Genomic DNA, 16,404 nt, shown 5'->3' with positions numbered 1-16,404 from the left:
ATGTTATGTCAAATACAAATAACGAGCTCTTGAAAATAAGTAAGCTTAAAACAGTTATTAAAGTTAGGAATGGAGAATTGGTTCCGGTAGACGGCGTGGATATTTGTGTCCCTCCTCATTCTACGGTTGGAATTGTGGGGGAATCTGGCTGCGGAAAAAGTATGACGGCAATGTCGGTTATGGGCTTACTTCCTAAAAATGTTAAAATTGCTTCGGGAAGTATACAATTAAACGGAACAGAGCTGACAAAACTTTCCCAAAAAGAAATGCGTAAGATTACGGGCGATAGAATGTCCATTATTTTTCAGGAGCCGATGACAAGCCTAAATCCGGTAGTTACTGTAGGAAAGCAGGTGCGGGAAGCAATCATTCTCCATCGAAACGTCTCCAAAGAAGAAGCGAAAAAAATGGTAATAGAAATGTTCAAAAGTGTGGGGATTCCCGAGGCGGAAAGACGTTATAACGCCTATCCGCATGAACTTTCAGGCGGTCTCAGGCAGCGTGTCATGATTGCGATGGCCATGGTCTGTGAGCCGGAACTTTTGATTGCCGATGAACCGACTACCGCGCTGGACGTTACCGTAGAAGCCCAGATTTTACATCTTATGCGTAAGCTTCGTGACGAAAAGAATACATCCATTATGATGATTACTCATAATTTAGGCGTGGTTGCTGAAATCTGTGATACCGTTTATGTCATGTATGCCGGGCAGGTGGTCGAACATACAGATGTATATGAAATTTTCAAAAATCCGTGCCACCCCTATACAGAAGGGCTTATGGGCTCACTGCCTACTGTGAACAGCAAGGAAAGACTGAAGAGCATTCCCGGAATCGTGCCGAAGCTTGATAAGCTTCCAAAGGGCTGCAGATTATGTGACCGCTGTAAATATGCGGTGGAGAGATGTAAAAATGAAATGCCGCCGTTGTACGATATCGGAAACGGCCATACAGTCCGTTGTTTTCGTATGGAAGAAAAGGGAAAGGCGGTGGAGTAGATGGAAGAAAATCAGGTACTTGTAAGCGCGAAGAATTTGACAAAAACATTTAAAGTTAAAAATGGATATGTAAAGGCAGTCGGCGGCGTAGACCTCGACATATATAAAGGGGAAACGCTGGCTCTTGTGGGAGAGTCCGGCTGCGGCAAATCGACGCTTGGAAGACTGCTGCTGCGTCTGATCGAGCCCACATCGGGGGAAGTGATCTTTGACGGAAAGAATATTACTGCGCTGAACAGCAAGGGAATGCAGCAGATGCGCAAAGAAATGCAGATTGTATTTCAGGATCCATATTCTTCGATTGACCCACGTTTTTCTGTGAAGAGAATTATCGGGGAACCGCTCAAGGCTTTTAAAGTGTTTCAGACGAAGAAAGAGCAGGAAGACTATATCAAAGAGCTGGTAGAAAAGGTAGGAATCCATCAGGAGGATTTGGAGAAATATCCACATCAGTTTTCGGGCGGCCAAAGACAGAGAATCGGAATCGCAAGGGCATTGGCACTGAATCCCCAGCTTATTGTATGCGATGAACCGGTTTCGGCTTTGGATGTTAGTATTCAGGCACAGACATTAAATCTCTTGCATGACTTACAGCAGGAATTTAATCTTACGTATCTCTTCATCTCGCATGACCTTGCGGTTGTAAGATATATCTCGAACAGAGTGTGCGTCATGTTTTTAGGGAAAATATGTGAGATTGGGAATACAGAAGATATTTATAGTAATCCCAAGCATCCATATACATATTTCTTATTATCATCCACGCCGAAGCCAGATCCGCTGCAACGGAAGGAGGATAAGGAGATACTTTCGGGGGAAGCTCCAAGTCCCATGAACCTGCCGGAGGGATGCCGTTTTCATACTAGGTGCCCTTATGCAAAAGAGATCTGTGGGAAGGAAGAACCCCTGCCAAGAATGGTGGAAGGAAGAATGGTCGCATGCCACTTCCCACTTCATAATAGTGAATTATAGAGACAAAAAATGATAGAAAAGAAAAAGCTCCGGACTACTCTTCATCGTGTAGCCGGAGCTTTTTGTATAAGTAGAGATGCGATCAAATGTTTATTTGGAGCTTTTTATTGCGATGTAAATGTCCATAAAAGAATCTCCGTCTTTTTCATAGCATTTTTCCCAACAGGGCAGAACTTCCTTAGACAACTTGTGCTCAAAGCCGTTGACCTCCATATAACGTAAAAGTGTCTTATAGGCGTTAGGTATCAAGGCAAAAGGCGCTGAAAAAGGATTCTTGATTGTAAGGACAGCGTACGGATGCTCGCCCTGCGACAGGATTTCCATCTGGCGGCAGTCGGAAACAAAATGTTCCGGTACAATGCATGCGGCCGTATACCCGTGCATATGGTATACGTTGATTTGTTCCTGCGATACGGCCGGAAAATCCCAGCCGATGATTTCCGCCTGTTCCAAACCGCACGACGCAGCCCAAGCCTTGATATGGTTTGTGGCGTCTTCCTCAGGTGCCCCGCTGATTACCGCATACATCACGTACCGGAATGAAGGGACTTTTTCTATCCGTATGTCTGTGTAAGCCTCATTGTCTGAATTCATATTTTCACGCAGCAGTGCGTCAAGGGAGCAGGAAAAGACATCGCAGAGTGCGATAGCTTTTTCCATCTCTGGAAAGGCAGAATCCATCTCCCATTTTGAGATTGTCTGCCGTGATACGCCCATCTTCTCGGCCAGTTCATCCTGTGTCATGCCTCTGTGCATTTTTCTGAGAAACTGTAGATTTTGTCCAAAGCTCATTTCATAATCTCCTTATCGATTGATAGACTCATTATAGTAAAATGAGAACAGAAAATACACCACTTTCCAGTTTCCCTTTTCTAACTGTCTGCTACCTGAAGTTGCACGAAAATGATGCTATTTACCAGAATCCATGAGCAGACTGCAGAAATCGTTGAAATAACGCTGCTTGTCCGCCGGTTCGAGGCTCACAAGCTCTCCCAGACTCTTCATGCTGACGCGGCCAGCAGCGAATAGAAGCTCTGTGTAATCCCACTTACTGTAGCCGTATTTCTGTTCCCAGTCGCATATTTTTTTCATGCCATAATAGTAGCAGGTAAAATATCCGGGGGAATTCTGATGGGCCTGCACCTGAGCCCGGGCCGTCACCCGGTCAAATCCCAGTTCTTTCTCATAAATCTGCACGGCCTCTTCCAGTGTAGCGCCAAAGTAGAAGAGCATTAAATCCACAAAGATACGCACAGAAGTATGATGTCTGCGGAACGCTATAAATAGAGGGAAAAATGGATCTTCTGCAAACATAAATGTAAAAGCCCGCTCGGTGCGCAGACAGGTTCCCTCGTCAATCGGAATGTTTTTGGCGCCGATTTTCACCGTCTCGGGCATGGTATCCGTGGCGGCGCGCACATACTGCACATGATGGCCGGGGTAGGCCTCATGCATGGTGTTCATCTTGATCCAGCCGTCTGTAATATTTTGATAATTATATTGATTCAAGAACATTTGGCCACGGAATGGGCGCCGGGTGAAGTCGCCTCCTTCATATCCGCCCCAAGGATAGGAGTCTTTGTAGCATTCCGGGATGGGGACACAGACACAAGTCTCATCTTCCGGAAGCCAAGTATATTCATGGGCTATGGCCCGGGTACGCTTCAGATACTGAGCGGCCTTGGAAAACATTTCTTCGGCAGAAGCGCATGGCCCGGCATAGCGGAAAAGGATGTCGCTCACCTGTTCCATTGTCTTGGGCGCTTCTTCTGGGATATCCAGTTCGGATGCCAGTTTGAACACTTCTGCCCGTGTTTTCTCCATCTCGGATTTGTGCCAGCTAAGAAGCTCGTCCAGTGAAACACCCAGTTTATTCTTGAGAAGGTTCCGATACGCCTCGGAATCCATTTTCACTGTTTTGCTCAAGTCATCTTTTAAAAGCTCCTCGGAGGAAATCACCTCTGTGCTGAGAGAATCAGCCATATTTTCGAGCTGTCCGCAGAATCTCTCCATTGATGTTTTTATGCCGTCCTGAAGGGATTGCGTAAGCTGCGGGAAATATTCTGGTAAATTCTTGATTTCGCCTTGCATATTCAAGCCCGCCCGCCGGAAAGAACGGGCCAGTTCTGGCAGCTCCGCATCGGAACAGCCTGTCCGTATCAACTGCAGCAGGAGCGGCTCGTTCTCATAGATCTGCTGCAGGCGGTGGGCAAGAAGTTCGCAGCGCGTTTCATCTGAACGGCAGTCACAGCGCACCACTTCCTGAAGAAGATATTGAAAGCCGAGAAGGATATCTTCCGGATGCTTTTCTATGTCTTCTATAGAGAACTTTAGAGAGTCCAGAAAGTCCTCCAGATGGTTTTTGACAAGAGCGAAGACCTTATCCGGAGCTTCTAATTCCGTTACCTGCACCTTAAGCCGTTTCCATTCCTTCCACACCTCATCTAGGGCCTCCGGAGTAGGAAGAAACAAATCCTTTTCATAGGGAGCATGGCTTTGAAGACGGTAGTGGAGCAGTGCACAATCCAGATCCGCCTCTCGATAACGCATAGTTAATTTACTGTTATCCATTTTTAATCACCTCACATCATTTCTTATCTCATCTTACATCAAAATCATGATAAAAGAAAGATGAGGATATTGATTAATTTATTGTGAACGCTTTCCTTATATATGGTATGATAGGAGCATAAGTGACGAAAGCGGAGATGCCTATGAAATTATTAAAATTGGTAATTGTAGACGATGAGCCAATCCTTTTGGAAGGACTCATCAAAACCTTCGACTGGAACGCCATGGGGTTTCAGGTAGTGGGAAGCGCCAGAAACGGGGAACAGGCCATTGAGGTGATTAAAGAAAAGCGGCCCCATGTGGTGCTGACGGATATCCGGATGAAGAAGATATCCGGACTGATGGTGATGGAAGAGATTGAGAATCTGGGTATAGACTGTCTATTTGTGGTGCTCAGTGCTTACCGGGATTTTGAGTATGCGCAGCAGGCGTGTGATCTGGGGGCGTACGCTTATCTGCTAAAGCCAATCACAGAGGAAAAGCTGACGGAGACCATGCAGGGCGCTTGGAAGGTGTGCATGGAGCAGATTAAAAATGAAGAAAAATACGAGAACTGGGAGAAACTGCTTGTGAAAGATTCGGACAGCTTTCTTCAAGTTGTGGTGCAGAAATACGTGCAGAACCGGATTCCGGCTGAGAAGGCGGAGCAGGTATTTGATACATTGGAGGCCGGGCTTGAAAAAGAGGACAGATTTATTACCGTATATGTGGATGTAGATTTGGCATATAAGATAACTAATTCCTTGAATTACGAAGCCGCACGTTTTGCCATGATGCAAATGTTAGAAGAGCTCATTGGGACTCAGTTTTCTTATTGGAAGCTGGAAAATGAAGAAGGAACTTATATTTTCATTATTAGGGCTAGAGAAAATAAGGCCGTCGGTGAATTAAAAGAGGTTCTTGAGACAGTAAAGGAAAGAGCGCATCCGGTAGTTGCAGCTATCTCTAAGCCTTATAAGGGCATTGGCGGAATTAAGAGGAGCTATGAGGAGGCACAGAAGCTGTTTGAACTGGCAAGCATGGCGGGAGCCAGTGCATTTACCATACCGGCGGATATGGAGAAGAAGGTGGAGGAAACCGATAGGGCGGATACGGAGATTCTAATTGTGAATGCGGTGAGAAGGAATGATGAGAGGGAGTTGAAAGAGGCATTCGTCTATTTCATCTACGGACTTCCGCCGGAGGAAGAGCAGCAGTGCCGGCTTATGCACAAGGTTATGTTGAAAACGGAGCTAATGATTGAGGATTCCTACGGGATGACGGAGGAGATTCGGGAGCAGTTTAAGAACTATTATGCCAATATCCAGAATCTCAACGGGGCCAGAGCAGTAGATGTCTGCTATAAGATTTTGTGCAGCGTTATTGAGAAGAGAAAAGACAATGCATACAGTAATGAGACAAAGTATTTTAAAGAATACATGTCGGAGGCTGTGGCTTATATTGAAGAGCATTTAAGTGATGAGGAGCTGTCCATTGTATCGGTGGCGGGACATGTCTACCTGAATCCGGTTTATTTCGGGAGAGCATTTAAGAACACGTTTCACATGACGTTTAAGAAGTATCTGATGAAGCGGCGGATGGAGAAGGCGAAACAGCTTCTGGAGGAGGGGAAAACCAGCATCGGAGCCATTTGCGAGCTGGTGGGCATCAATAACCCGTCTTATTTCTCCCATTTGTTCAAGGAATACACAGGGAAGCTGCCCAGTGAGTATAAGAAGGAATATGAGGTATGAGCATAAAAAAATCTTCAGGAATCCAAAAGAAATATCTGCAGCACACGCTGGTGTTATTGACACTGGCGTTGTTATTGTCGAGTATGGGAGTGTGGGTATATGTACGCAAAAATATGACCAGTGTTATTGTGGATAAGTATGAGTTCATGAATGAGAAGATGGGCATTTCACTGGATAATCTGTATGAGAAAAGTGACGAGGTGACAGCAGAGTGTATTACGGATGACAGCGTACAGCAAAGCCTTAAGGCTAAAGGATTGGAAAATGTAGAAAAAAATGCGCTCAGCAAATATTTTGCTTATATAGATTTGGATGACGTTGCGGAATATTGTTATGTGGATAATAAAAGAAATGTCTACACAAAGTCTTATTCTAATATCACCTATGAAGAGTTCAAAGAAAGCGGTTTTGGAGAGCGGCTTTCCGGAAGTTATGCCGGAACGGAGTGGTTCTTTACAGAAGATACCCTGTTTGGAACCGGGGAGAGCGCCCTGTTTGTGGGAAGAATGGTGCGGAGCATGGACTATGCCCATGAGCCGGGGATGATTTTCTTTAAGATGAATGACCAGTTTTTAAAGAAGCTGATGGAGAATAAGGAGGCCATGGAAGAAACCGCGGTGGGGATTATGGATAGCAGCGGAAGATTCTGCATGCAGAATTTCCCGTCCCATTTTTCTTTGAGCGGGGAGGACGAAAAGAAACTCAAAAGTCTGGCGGAGAGCGGGAAATCGGGAATCATCTCGCAGGGACAGAGGCTGGAAACAGGAATTCTGCAGGCTTACCGACAGAGGGAGAGCGGACTTACCATCTTCACCATTGTCCCCAATTCGGTGTTGACGAGCGGGTTAAATCAAATTCTGCTGGTGTTGATAGGCATATACGTATTGGTTATGCTGATTGCAGTAGGAATCAGCTTGTATTTCTCACGTGTATTCACGCGGCCCATTCAGAAAATCAGCCGGGAAATGGAGAACTTTGACGGGAAAGATTTCAGCCATAAGCTGGATATTCATACAGATACGGAGCTTGACAAGATCGGTCATTCTTATAATGAGATGCTTGCTAATATTGAACAGCTTGTAGGGGAAATCAAGAAGCAGGAGAAGGAGCTTCGGAGCAGTGAGCTGCATGTGCTGATCAACCAGATTAACCCGCATTTTCTGTATAATACACTGGACACCATTTACATGCTGGCCAGAATTAACGGGGAAGAGAAGACCATGAAAATGATACAGGCGCTGTCCAGCTACCTGCGCCTGTCTTTAAGTAAAGGAAGCGATATTGTAACGGTGGCCGATGAGCTTGAGAATGTAAAGAGCTATATGGAGATTCAGCAGATTCGAAATGCAGACCTTTTTCATTATGAGATTGATTGTCAGGTGGAAGCATCGAAGCGGTGGATTTTAAAACTGATTTTGCAGCCTCTCGTGGAAAATGCAATTAAGCATGGGTTTGACGACATCTTCGAGGGGGGCCTTATCCGCATTGAGGTAAAGGAAGTATCGGACAGGCTTTCCCTGACGGTTTACAATAACGGGACTGCTATGGAGCAGGAAATGGTGGATAAAATCAATGCTCTTGGAAAGACGCCGATTGTAGAATTGAAAAATTGTTTTGCAGATCAAAAGCATGGTTATGGAATTATTAATATTATGACAAGGCTTCGGTTGAAATATGGGGAGGATGTGAAGTTTGAATATGAAGTGCAGGGAGACGGGACAAAATGCCGGATTCTGCTTCCGGGAGATGGGAGGAAGAATGATGAATTATAAGAAACCGATTTTGGCAGGCCTTTTAATCATCCTTCTGCTCGGCCTCACCGGATGTAAGGAGAATAAAGAGAATACAGACAGTAAGACAAAAGCGGAGATTGAGATTCCCATGATACTGACAGTCAACCCTACCACCGGAAAGAAGAATGAGGAAGAGCTGGTAAACGCATTTAATGAGGCATACAAGGGTATCTATCACATGGATGTGGAATGGATTATGGAGACGGAGGAGGAGTATCGGAAGAATTTAAAGCGACTGAATGTGACGGATAAACTTCCGGCCATCATTACAGATCTTCGTATGCTTCCCTCCTTCTATGAGATGATGGTACAGGAGGGACGGCTTGAGAATCTGTCCCCTTATATGAAAGCAGACAAAGACTGGCAGGATATGGTGGAACCAGCGGTAATGGAAGCCTGCAGTGAGCCGGATGGCAGTGTCTATCTTGCGCCGATCAGCACTGCCATGTTTTCATGCTCCGGGGTATTCTGGAACCGTCAATTGTTTGAAGAGGCTGGAATCCGGGAATTCCCTGCTACCTGGGAAGATTTCTGGGCCTGCTGCGAGCAACTAAAAGACAGTGGAATCACGCCCCTTGCCCTGCATACGGAAGGCACTGCATGGGCGCCCATGCTGCTTGCCACGGCAGAGCTTGCCGATTCAAAAGAAGGGGCAGCTTTTATGAATGAACTTTTTCCGGACAGTTACCAAAATAAGAATGGACTCCGGATGGCAGATACGTTAAAGAGGCTGTTCGCCTATACCACGGAAGATGCCCTACACACGGACTTTGATGTGGCTTACCGGAACTTTGCGTCCGGGAAATCGGCAATGCTTCCCAACGGATATTGGATGATTGAACAGATTCCGGAGGACTTCGCAGGCAATGTACGCTTTTCGGTATTTCCGGGAAATAAATTAATCTCCTCCCCGGAGACCTTTGGATGGGCGGTTGTATCAAGCTACAGTGACGAGGTGAAAAAGGGCGCGGTACAATTTTTAAAGTTCCGCACAATGTTTAATCAACAGGAGAAGGAAGCATTTCTGGAAGGGAATACAGATAAGGATAATCAGATGTTGGCAGATTACATTGCGGCTTATAACAGCGGCCCCCAGATGGTGCCCAACTATCAGGTGAAATGGAACTCCGTATTACAAGAGGAAACGCTGGGGGAATATCTTCCCAAACTTTCTAAAGGGCAGATAGGTTCGGAAGAATTTACCCGGATGGAGGATGACAGTATACGGCAGTTTGAGGAAGAAAGATAGTATAAAAAGATAGGTTTATTTTTTTGCATATGAGGTTTTTAAATTGTTACAGCTTTCATTACATTTTCTGATATCATAAAGCCATCATAAAAGAAACGAAAGTTTTTTAAGAAAGGTGAGGGAACATATTATGAAAATGAAAAAAGTTGTATCCGTATTATTGGCCGGTGCAATGGCAGCTACACTTTTGGCTGGCTGCAGCTCTTCTTCCAGCGATAAGAAGGCTGAGGGAGATGCCAAAGGAAAGGTCTACTATCTGAACTTCAAACCGGAGGCGGATGAGCAGTGGCAGGCTCTTGCAAAAGCCTACACAGAGGAGACAGGAGTTCCGGTTACAGTTCTTACCGCGGCAGCCGGTGAGTATGAGAAGACATTGAAATCCGAGATGGCAAAGACTGACGCCCCGACGCTGTTTCAGGTGAATGGTCCGGTTGGGCTTGCAAGCTGGAAGGATTACTGCTATGACTTGAAGGATTCCGATATTGCAGGTGAGCTTACAGACGACAGCTTTGCCCTGATGGATGGGGATAAGATGGCCGGCATCGCTTATGTAGTAGAGAATTACGGCATTATTTACAACAAGGCGCTGCTCGAAAAAGCAGGATATTCTGCGAAAGATATTACAAATTTTGAGAGCTTTAAGAAGATAGTGGAAGACATCACAGCAAGAAAGGATGAGCTTGGATTTTCAGCATTTACATCCGCAGGCATGGACGGTTCTTCTGACTGGAGATTCAAGACGCATCTGGCCAATCTTCCAATCTACTATGAGTACAAAGATGAGGGAATCGACACCACAGATGCAATCAAAGGGACATATCTTGACAACTACCGTCAGATTTGGGATCTGTACATTAATAACGCTACCTGTGCACCGTCTGAGATTTCCACAAAGACAGCAGACGATGCGACGGCAGATTTTGTAACAGAGGAAGCAGTATTTTACCAGAATGGTACATGGGAATATAACAACATCGCAGACGTTGGAGATGAGAACCTTGGGATTCTTCCGATTTACATCGGCGTAGAAGGCGAAGAGAAACAGGGTGTGTGCACGGGAACAGAGAACTACTGGTGCGTAAGCTCCAAGGCATCTGAGGATGACATTAAAGCCACACTAGACTTTATAAACTGGTGTGTAACTTCCGACACAGGTGTGGAAGCAATGTGTAAGGATATGGGATTTGTAATTCCGTTTGGCTCCAATCTTGATTCTGATAACGTACTTGTAAATGAAGCCAACAAATATTTGGACGAAGGAAAAACTCCGGTGTCATGGAACTTCTCTACCATGCCTTCCGAGGAGTGGAAAAATGGAGTGGGCTCTGCGCTTACCGGTTATGCGGCAGACCAGAACGATGCAAACTGGGATAAGGTTGTCACAGCATTTGTTGACGGATGGGCCCAAGAGGCAGCGGCAGCAAAATAGAGAGAACAAAAGGTAAATAGAGGAGCAAAAGCGGCGGGGGTATGAAAGTCCTCACGCCGCTTTTTGGAAGGAGGGTCCTTATGGAAAAATCCATAAAACGTTATATGCCGATATTCGTACTTCCTACTTTTTGTGCGTTTATCATCGGCTTTATTGTCCCGTTTCTCATGGGAATCTGGCTGTCGTTCTGTAAGTTTACAACCGTTACCGATGCGAAGTTCAACGGAATTTCTAATTATCTGGATGCACTGAAGGATACCGTGTTCAGACATTCTTTTTGGTACACTGCACTTTTTGCGATTGTATCTCTGATTGTGATTAATGTGATTGCCTTTGCCCTTGCGATGGCACTGACGAAGGAGATGCACGGAACCAATATATTCCGTACGATTTTCTTTATGCCGAATTTGATTGGCGGTATCGTTCTGGGATATATCTGGCAGTTGATTTTTAATGGTATTCTGGCAAGATACAGCACAGCCCTTGGGTTAAATGAGTGGTATGGATTCTGGGGCCTGATTATTCTTGTAAGCTGGCAGCAGATTGGGTATATGATGATTATCTACATCGCGGGCCTGCAGTCTATACCGGGGGATGTAATTGAGGCCGCGCAGATTGACGGTGCAACCGGGTGGCAGAGACTTTGGAAGGTTACCATTCCCATGATGATGCCGTCTATTACTATCTGTATGTTCTTATCCATCACCAATGGATTTAAGCTCTTTGACCAGAACCTGTCACTGACAGCAGGCGAGCCTTCCAAGATGTCGGAGATGATGGCCTTAAATATCTTTAATACATTCTACGGCCGTACCGGATGGGAAGGCGTTGGGCAGGCGAAAGCGGTACTGTTCTTCCTGCTAGTGGTAACGATTGGAATGATACAGCTTCGCGCAACACGTTCAAAGGAGGTGCAACAGTAGATGAAAACAAAGAAAAGCCCGTTAAGTCTGGCCGGAACAGGTGCATTTACAATTATTGGTATTGTGTATATTCTGCCGATTCTTATTGTCCTTATGAATTCATTTAAGAAAAAGGTGTTTATTAATAAACAGCCCTTTACCATGCCGGATTCCAAGACGCTGGCAGGGCTCGACAATTACGTAACTGCTATTGATAAATACGACCTTTTGAGTGCGGTTGGCTGGACCGTCTTTATTACGATTGGTTCGGTACTTGTCATTCTTATTTGCACTTCTATGTGTGCATGGTATATTACAAGAATTACATCCAAATTTACAAAAATGCTTTATTTACTGTGCGTATTTTCTATGGTCGTGCCTTTCCAGATGGTCATGTTCACCCTTTCACTGGTGGCGGACCGCACCGGACTTCGGACGCCGTGGGGGATTATCATTATTTATCTGGGATTTGGGGCAGGGCTTGCGGTCTTTATGTTCTGCGGCTTTGTAAAATCCATTCCTCTTGAGATTGAGGAGGCGGCGATGATTGACGGCTGTACTCCGCTGCGGACATTTTTCAGTGTGGTGCTTCCTATTATGAAGCCTACGTACATTTCGGTGGGGATACTAGAAACCATGTGGATCTGGAATGACTTCCTGCTTCCGTATCTAGTGCTGGATTTGAACAAATATAAAACCATTTCCATTGCAATCCAGTATATGAAGGGAAGCTACGGACGAGTAGATATGGGTGCGGTCATGGCGGCACTGATACTTGCGGTTATTCCGGTTATCATCTTCTACCTGTCTTGTCAGAAGCACATTATTAAGGGTGTGGCTGCTGGAGCGGTAAAAGGCTAGAAAACGATAATAACAGGGAGAGACCAAATGAGACAGAATGGAATATTAATGCCGGTGTCGGCACTACCTTCCCCTTATGGAATCGGTTGTTTTTCCGAAGAGGCTTATGATTTTGTGGATCGGTTAAATGAAGCCGGACAGACCCTGTGGCAGATTCTGCCGCTGGGTCCTACTAGTTATGGGGATTCCCCGTACCAGTCCTTTTCGACTTTTGCGGGCAATCCATATTTTATAGACTTGAAGACACTGGTTAAAGAAGGGCTTTTGGTGAAAGAGCAATGTGAAAGCGCGGACCTTGAAGGCAGTGAAGATAGGATAGATTACGGAAAGCTCTATGCGACAAGATTCCGGGTGCTGCGGAAAGCCTTTGAATGTGCTGCAGAACAGGGGATTCAAGAGACGGCAGAGTATCGGGCATTTTTAGAGGAGGAAGGCTGGTGGCTTTTTGATTATGCCCTTTATATGGCTGTGAAAGATAAATTTGGCGGGCAAAGCTTTGACAACTGGGAGAATGATATCCGGTTTCGAAGGCCGGAGGCGCTCCTAAAGTACCGGGAAGTTTTGAATGAGGATGTGAAATTCTACGAATTTCTGCAATATGAATTTTACAGGCAGTGGAGGCGGCTGAAAGCATATGCGAATAAAAAGGGAATCCGGATTATCGGGGATATCCCTATCTATGTAGCATACGACAGCGCCGATACGTGGGCGGAGCCGAAGCTGTTTCAACTGGACGAAGAGCAATTGCCAGTGGCAGTGGCTGGCTGCCCGCCGGACGGGTTCTCTGCGACAGGACAGCTCTGGGGGAATCCTTTGTATGACTGGGCTTACCATAAGAAAACCGGATATGCATGGTGGATACAGCGTATCCGCCATTGCTTTGGACTGTATGATATTATGCGGATTGACCATTTTAGAGGGTTCGACGCATATTATTCCATCCCCTATAAAGATGCGGATGCGGTGAATGGCTGCTGGAAGAAGGGACCCGGTATGGAATTATTTGATGCAGTGAAAAGCGAGCTGGGTGACCTTCCGATTATTGCTGAGGATTTAGGATTTTTAACGGACAGTGTGAGGGAGTTACTACATGCAAGCGGTTACCCGGGGATGAAGGTGCTTCAGTTCGCATTTGATTCCAGAGAAGAAAGCGATTATCTTCCTCACAATTATGATAAAAACTGTGTAGTTTATACAGGCACACATGATAATGATACGTTAAGAGGCTGGTATAAGGAGCTTACACCGGAGGATCAGGAGATGGCGCTTACGTATCTCAATAACACGGGGAAAGATGAGGAAGAGATATATTGGGATTGTATCTGCCTTGCCATGCGAAGCGTGGCGGATACGTGTATTATCCCTATGCAGGATATCCTTGGGATTGGGAAAGAAGGAAGAATCAATATTCCGTCTACCCTTGGCGGTAACTGGGTATGGAGGATGAAAAGAGGCGCTTTTACGGAGGAACTTGCCCGAAAAATGCGCAAACTTACGGAAGTATACGGACGGAAGCCCTTAACACAGAAGGAGACAGACAGAAATATGAATTTGAGGCAGAAACTGGAAGAACGATTAGGCGAAACCATTGCACAGGCAGATGAGGGGGCATTGTACTATGCTCTTTTAGGATTAACAAAGGAAATCAGCTCTGGTAAGGAAGAGAATCAGGGAGATAAGAAGGTCTATTATATATCGGCAGAATTCCTGATTGGCAAATTATTGTCCAATAATCTGATTAATCTGGGGATTTATGACGAAGTCCGAGAGCTTCTTGAAGAAAACGGAAAGAGCCTTGTGGAAATTGAGGAGATAGAGCCAGAGCCATCTCTTGGAAATGGCGGACTTGGTAGGCTGGCAGCATGTTTCATGGATTCCATAGCGACGCTGGGACTTAACGGAGCCGGAATCGGGTTGAATTATCATTATGGTTTGTTCCGTCAGGTGCTTGAATCTTACAAGCAGAAAGAAGTGAAAAATCCATGGATCGAGAAGGAAAGCTGGCTTACAGACACAGGAATTCATTTTCCAGTAATATTCAAGAACTTTACGCTGACATCGGTTATGTATGATATAGATATTCCGGGGTATGAAAGTGGAATTAACAAGCTTCATCTTTTCGATACAGAGTCTGTTGATGAAGGAATGGTTGACGAGGGAATTACCTTTGACAAAGAGGATATACGAAGAAACCTGACCCTATTTCTGTATCCGGATGACAGTGATGAAGCGGGACAGCTTTTGCGGATTTACCAGCAGTATTTTATGGTGAGCAGTGGCGCGCAGCTTATCCTGAAGGAAATGGATGAGAAGGGGTACGATATTCGAAGACTCTATGAACACGTCGTGATTCAGATTAATGACACCCATCCATCTATGGTGATTCCGGAGCTGATTCGGCTTCTGACAGAACGAGGGATATCTTTTGACGAGGCGGCAGAGATTGTCACAAAGACTTGCGCCTATACCAATCACACCATACTGGCGGAGGCGTTGGAGAAATGGCCTCTCGCTTATTTGGAGCAGGTGGTGCCTCATCTGATTCCCATTATTGAGAAACTGGATGCACGGGTGAAAGAAAAATACGCAGATGAGAAGGTGGCAATTATTGACGAGAATGACCGGGTGCATATGGCTCACATGGATATACATTACGGATTCAGTGTTAATGGTGTGGCGGCTCTTCACACGGAGATTTTGAAAAATGCAGAGCTGAAATCGTTTTATGAGATTTACCCGGAGAAGTTCAACAACAAAACCAATGGGATTACCTTCCGCCGGTGGCTGATGCACTGCAATCCGGCTCTTAGCAGTTATATTACGAAACTCATTGGGGAAGGGTGGAAAAAGGATGCGTCCCAGCTTGAAAAGCTGCTTGCTTACACCGAAGATGAGGAGGCGCTGGAAGAGCTGCTTTGTATTAAGCAGAAAAATAAAAGAGAACTGAAAGAGTATTTGCAGACATCTCAGGGAGTGGATATTTCTGAAGAATCGGTATTCGACATACAGATTAAGCGGCTCCATGAGTATAAGCGGCAGCAGATGAACGCGTTGTATGTGATTTATAAATATAAAGAAATTAAGGCAGGACGTTTGCCGGATATACCGGTTACGATTATATTTGGAGCAAAAGCGGCGCCGGCATATACGCTTGCAAAGGATATTATCCATTTGATTCTCTGCCTTCAGGAACTGATTAATCAAGACCCGGATGTGGCGCCATATCTGAAAATTGTCATGGTGGAGAATTATAACGTGACGAAAGCAGAAAAGCTCATCCCGGCCTGTGATATTTCCGAACAGATATCTCTGGCGTCCAAGGAGGCAAGCGGTACCGGAAATATGAAGTTCATGCTGAATGGGGCGGTGACTCTTGGCACCATGGATGGCGCGAATGTGGAGATTCACGATTTGGTTGGCAGCGATAATATCTACATTTTTGGTAAAAGAAGTGAGGAAGTCATCCGGCTGTATGAGACCAACGGTTATCAGCCAAGGAAATATTATGAGTCGGACCCGGCAATCGGAGAGCTGGTAGATTTTATTATCAGCAAAGATATGATAAAGATTGGGGATCCGGAGAATCTGTGCAGATTGTATAAGGAGTTAATCAGTAAGGACTGGTTTATGACCCTTCTGGACCTAAAAGCGTATATTGCTGAAAAAGAGCGGATGTTGGAAGATTACAAGGACCGAAAGAACTGGGCAGGGAAGATGCTTGTCAATATTGCAAAGGCAGGGTTCTTTTCTTCGGATCGAACAATTGCGGAGTATAATAAGGAGATATGGGACTTGTAAGCTCAATGAGAATATCTTGCATACCCAATCTGTTTTCTGTTATTATAGCAGTAAAGATAAGCCGTTTAAATGGAGGTACACAAACTACCGACGGATTT

11 protein-coding genes and 1 pseudogene are annotated in these 16,404 nt (G+C 45.3%); 10 read left to right on the top strand and 2 right to left on the bottom strand.

Translation table 11 applies throughout. The features are described from left to right. Positions 1–5 precede the first annotated feature (5 nt). Together BN6465_RS18620 and BN6465_RS18615 are read left to right on the top strand one after the other, a co-directional pair. Complete coding sequence (locus BN6465_RS18620; RefSeq protein WP_066738021.1) at positions 6–998, top strand: ABC transporter ATP-binding protein; 993 nt, start codon at positions 6–8, stop codon at positions 996–998. Continuing rightward, positions 999–1,970, top strand: a complete 972-nt coding sequence (locus BN6465_RS18615) for an ABC transporter ATP-binding protein (RefSeq protein ID WP_066738018.1) — start codon at positions 999–1,001, stop codon at positions 1,968–1,970. Positions 1,971–2,060: 90 nt separating this feature from the next. Here the strand turns inward: BN6465_RS18615 and BN6465_RS18610 are convergent, their stop codons facing one another. Further along, complete coding sequence (locus BN6465_RS18610) at positions 2,061–2,762, bottom strand: helix-turn-helix domain-containing protein (protein WP_066738016.1); 702 nt, start codon at positions 2,760–2,762, stop codon at positions 2,061–2,063. Positions 2,763–2,879: 117 nt separating this feature from the next. Beyond that, on the bottom strand, positions 2,880–4,541 hold the full coding sequence (locus BN6465_RS18605; protein WP_066738014.1) for a DUF885 family protein: 1,662 nt from the start codon (positions 4,539–4,541) through the stop codon (positions 2,880–2,882). Positions 4,542–4,684: 143 nt separating this feature from the next. On the opposite strand from BN6465_RS18605, the gene BN6465_RS18600 reads away from it, so the two are divergent. The 8 genes and pseudogenes from BN6465_RS18600 (at position 4,685) to BN6465_RS21655 (ending at position 16,306) form a co-directional block, all read left to right on the top strand. Then, complete coding sequence (locus BN6465_RS18600) at positions 4,685–6,274, top strand: response regulator (protein ID WP_066738797.1); 1,590 nt, start codon at positions 4,685–4,687, stop codon at positions 6,272–6,274. Continuing rightward, positions 6,271–8,046, top strand: coding sequence for a sensor histidine kinase (locus tag BN6465_RS18595; protein ID WP_066738012.1), 1,776 nt, complete (start codon positions 6,271–6,273; stop codon positions 8,044–8,046). The genes BN6465_RS18600 and BN6465_RS18595 overlap by 4 nt, the downstream gene beginning before the upstream one ends. Beyond that, positions 8,033–9,316 carry an ABC transporter substrate-binding protein gene (locus BN6465_RS18590; protein ID WP_227201219.1) on the top strand — a complete coding sequence of 428 codons (1,284 nt, stop codon included), beginning with the start codon at positions 8,033–8,035 and terminating at the stop codon, positions 9,314–9,316. Before BN6465_RS18595 ends, BN6465_RS18590 begins: the two co-directional genes overlap by 14 nt. A 130-nt stretch (positions 9,317–9,446) precedes the next feature. Then, entirely contained in the window at positions 9,447–10,745 is a 1,299-nt protein-coding gene (locus BN6465_RS18585) for an ABC transporter substrate-binding protein (RefSeq protein WP_066738008.1), read from the top strand. An 80-nt stretch (positions 10,746–10,825) separates the two neighbouring features. Continuing rightward, the gene (locus BN6465_RS18580; RefSeq protein WP_066738006.1) at positions 10,826–11,668 is read left to right on the top strand and encodes a carbohydrate ABC transporter permease; all 843 of its coding nucleotides are present in this window, start codon (positions 10,826–10,828) and stop codon (positions 11,666–11,668) included. Continuing rightward, positions 11,669–12,508, top strand: a complete 840-nt coding sequence (locus BN6465_RS18575; RefSeq protein ID WP_066738004.1) for a carbohydrate ABC transporter permease — start codon at positions 11,669–11,671, stop codon at positions 12,506–12,508. A 27-nt stretch (positions 12,509–12,535) separates the two neighbouring features. Continuing rightward, positions 12,536–14,008 (top strand): annotated as a pseudogene (malQ, locus tag BN6465_RS21660) (4-alpha-glucanotransferase); the annotation flags it as partial. 45 nt (positions 14,009–14,053) lie between these two features. After that, positions 14,054–16,306: a glycogen/starch/alpha-glucan phosphorylase gene (locus BN6465_RS21655; protein WP_066738795.1), complete on the top strand. Its 2,253-nt coding sequence runs from the start codon at positions 14,054–14,056 to the stop codon at positions 16,304–16,306. Positions 16,307–16,404: the final 98 nt, after the last annotated feature.

The organism is Bariatricus massiliensis (genome assembly GCF_900086725.1).
GTDB lineage: Bacteria > Bacillota > Clostridia > Lachnospirales > Lachnospiraceae > Allocoprococcus > Allocoprococcus massiliensis.
The sequence above is the reverse complement of the archived record's forward strand: the minus strand, read 5'-3'. Positions and strand labels throughout refer to the sequence as shown.

Excerpts from the sequence above, each read along its gene's own strand:
- BN6465_RS18620 (WP_066738021.1), top strand. The coding sequence starts at position 6 with ATGTCAAATACAAATAACGAGCTCTTGAAAATAAGTAAGCTTAAAACA.
- BN6465_RS18615 (WP_066738018.1), top strand. The coding sequence starts at position 999 with ATGGAAGAAAATCAGGTACTTGTAAGCGCGAAGAATTTGACAAAAACA.
- BN6465_RS18610 (WP_066738016.1), bottom strand. The coding sequence starts at position 2,762 with ATGAGCTTTGGACAAAATCTACAGTTTCTCAGAAAAATGCACAGAGGC.
- BN6465_RS18605 (WP_066738014.1), bottom strand. The coding sequence starts at position 4,541 with ATGGATAACAGTAAATTAACTATGCGTTATCGAGAGGCGGATCTGGAT.
- BN6465_RS18600 (WP_066738797.1), top strand. The coding sequence starts at position 4,685 with ATGAAATTATTAAAATTGGTAATTGTAGACGATGAGCCAATCCTTTTG.
- BN6465_RS18595 (WP_066738012.1), top strand. The coding sequence starts at position 6,271 with ATGAGCATAAAAAAATCTTCAGGAATCCAAAAGAAATATCTGCAGCAC.
- BN6465_RS18590 (WP_227201219.1), top strand. The coding sequence starts at position 8,033 with ATGATGAATTATAAGAAACCGATTTTGGCAGGCCTTTTAATCATCCTT.
- BN6465_RS18585 (WP_066738008.1), top strand. The coding sequence starts at position 9,447 with ATGAAAATGAAAAAAGTTGTATCCGTATTATTGGCCGGTGCAATGGCA.
- BN6465_RS18580 (WP_066738006.1), top strand. The coding sequence starts at position 10,826 with ATGGAAAAATCCATAAAACGTTATATGCCGATATTCGTACTTCCTACT.
- BN6465_RS18575 (WP_066738004.1), top strand. The coding sequence starts at position 11,669 with ATGAAAACAAAGAAAAGCCCGTTAAGTCTGGCCGGAACAGGTGCATTT.
- BN6465_RS21655 (WP_066738795.1), top strand. The coding sequence starts at position 14,054 with ATGAATTTGAGGCAGAAACTGGAAGAACGATTAGGCGAAACCATTGCA.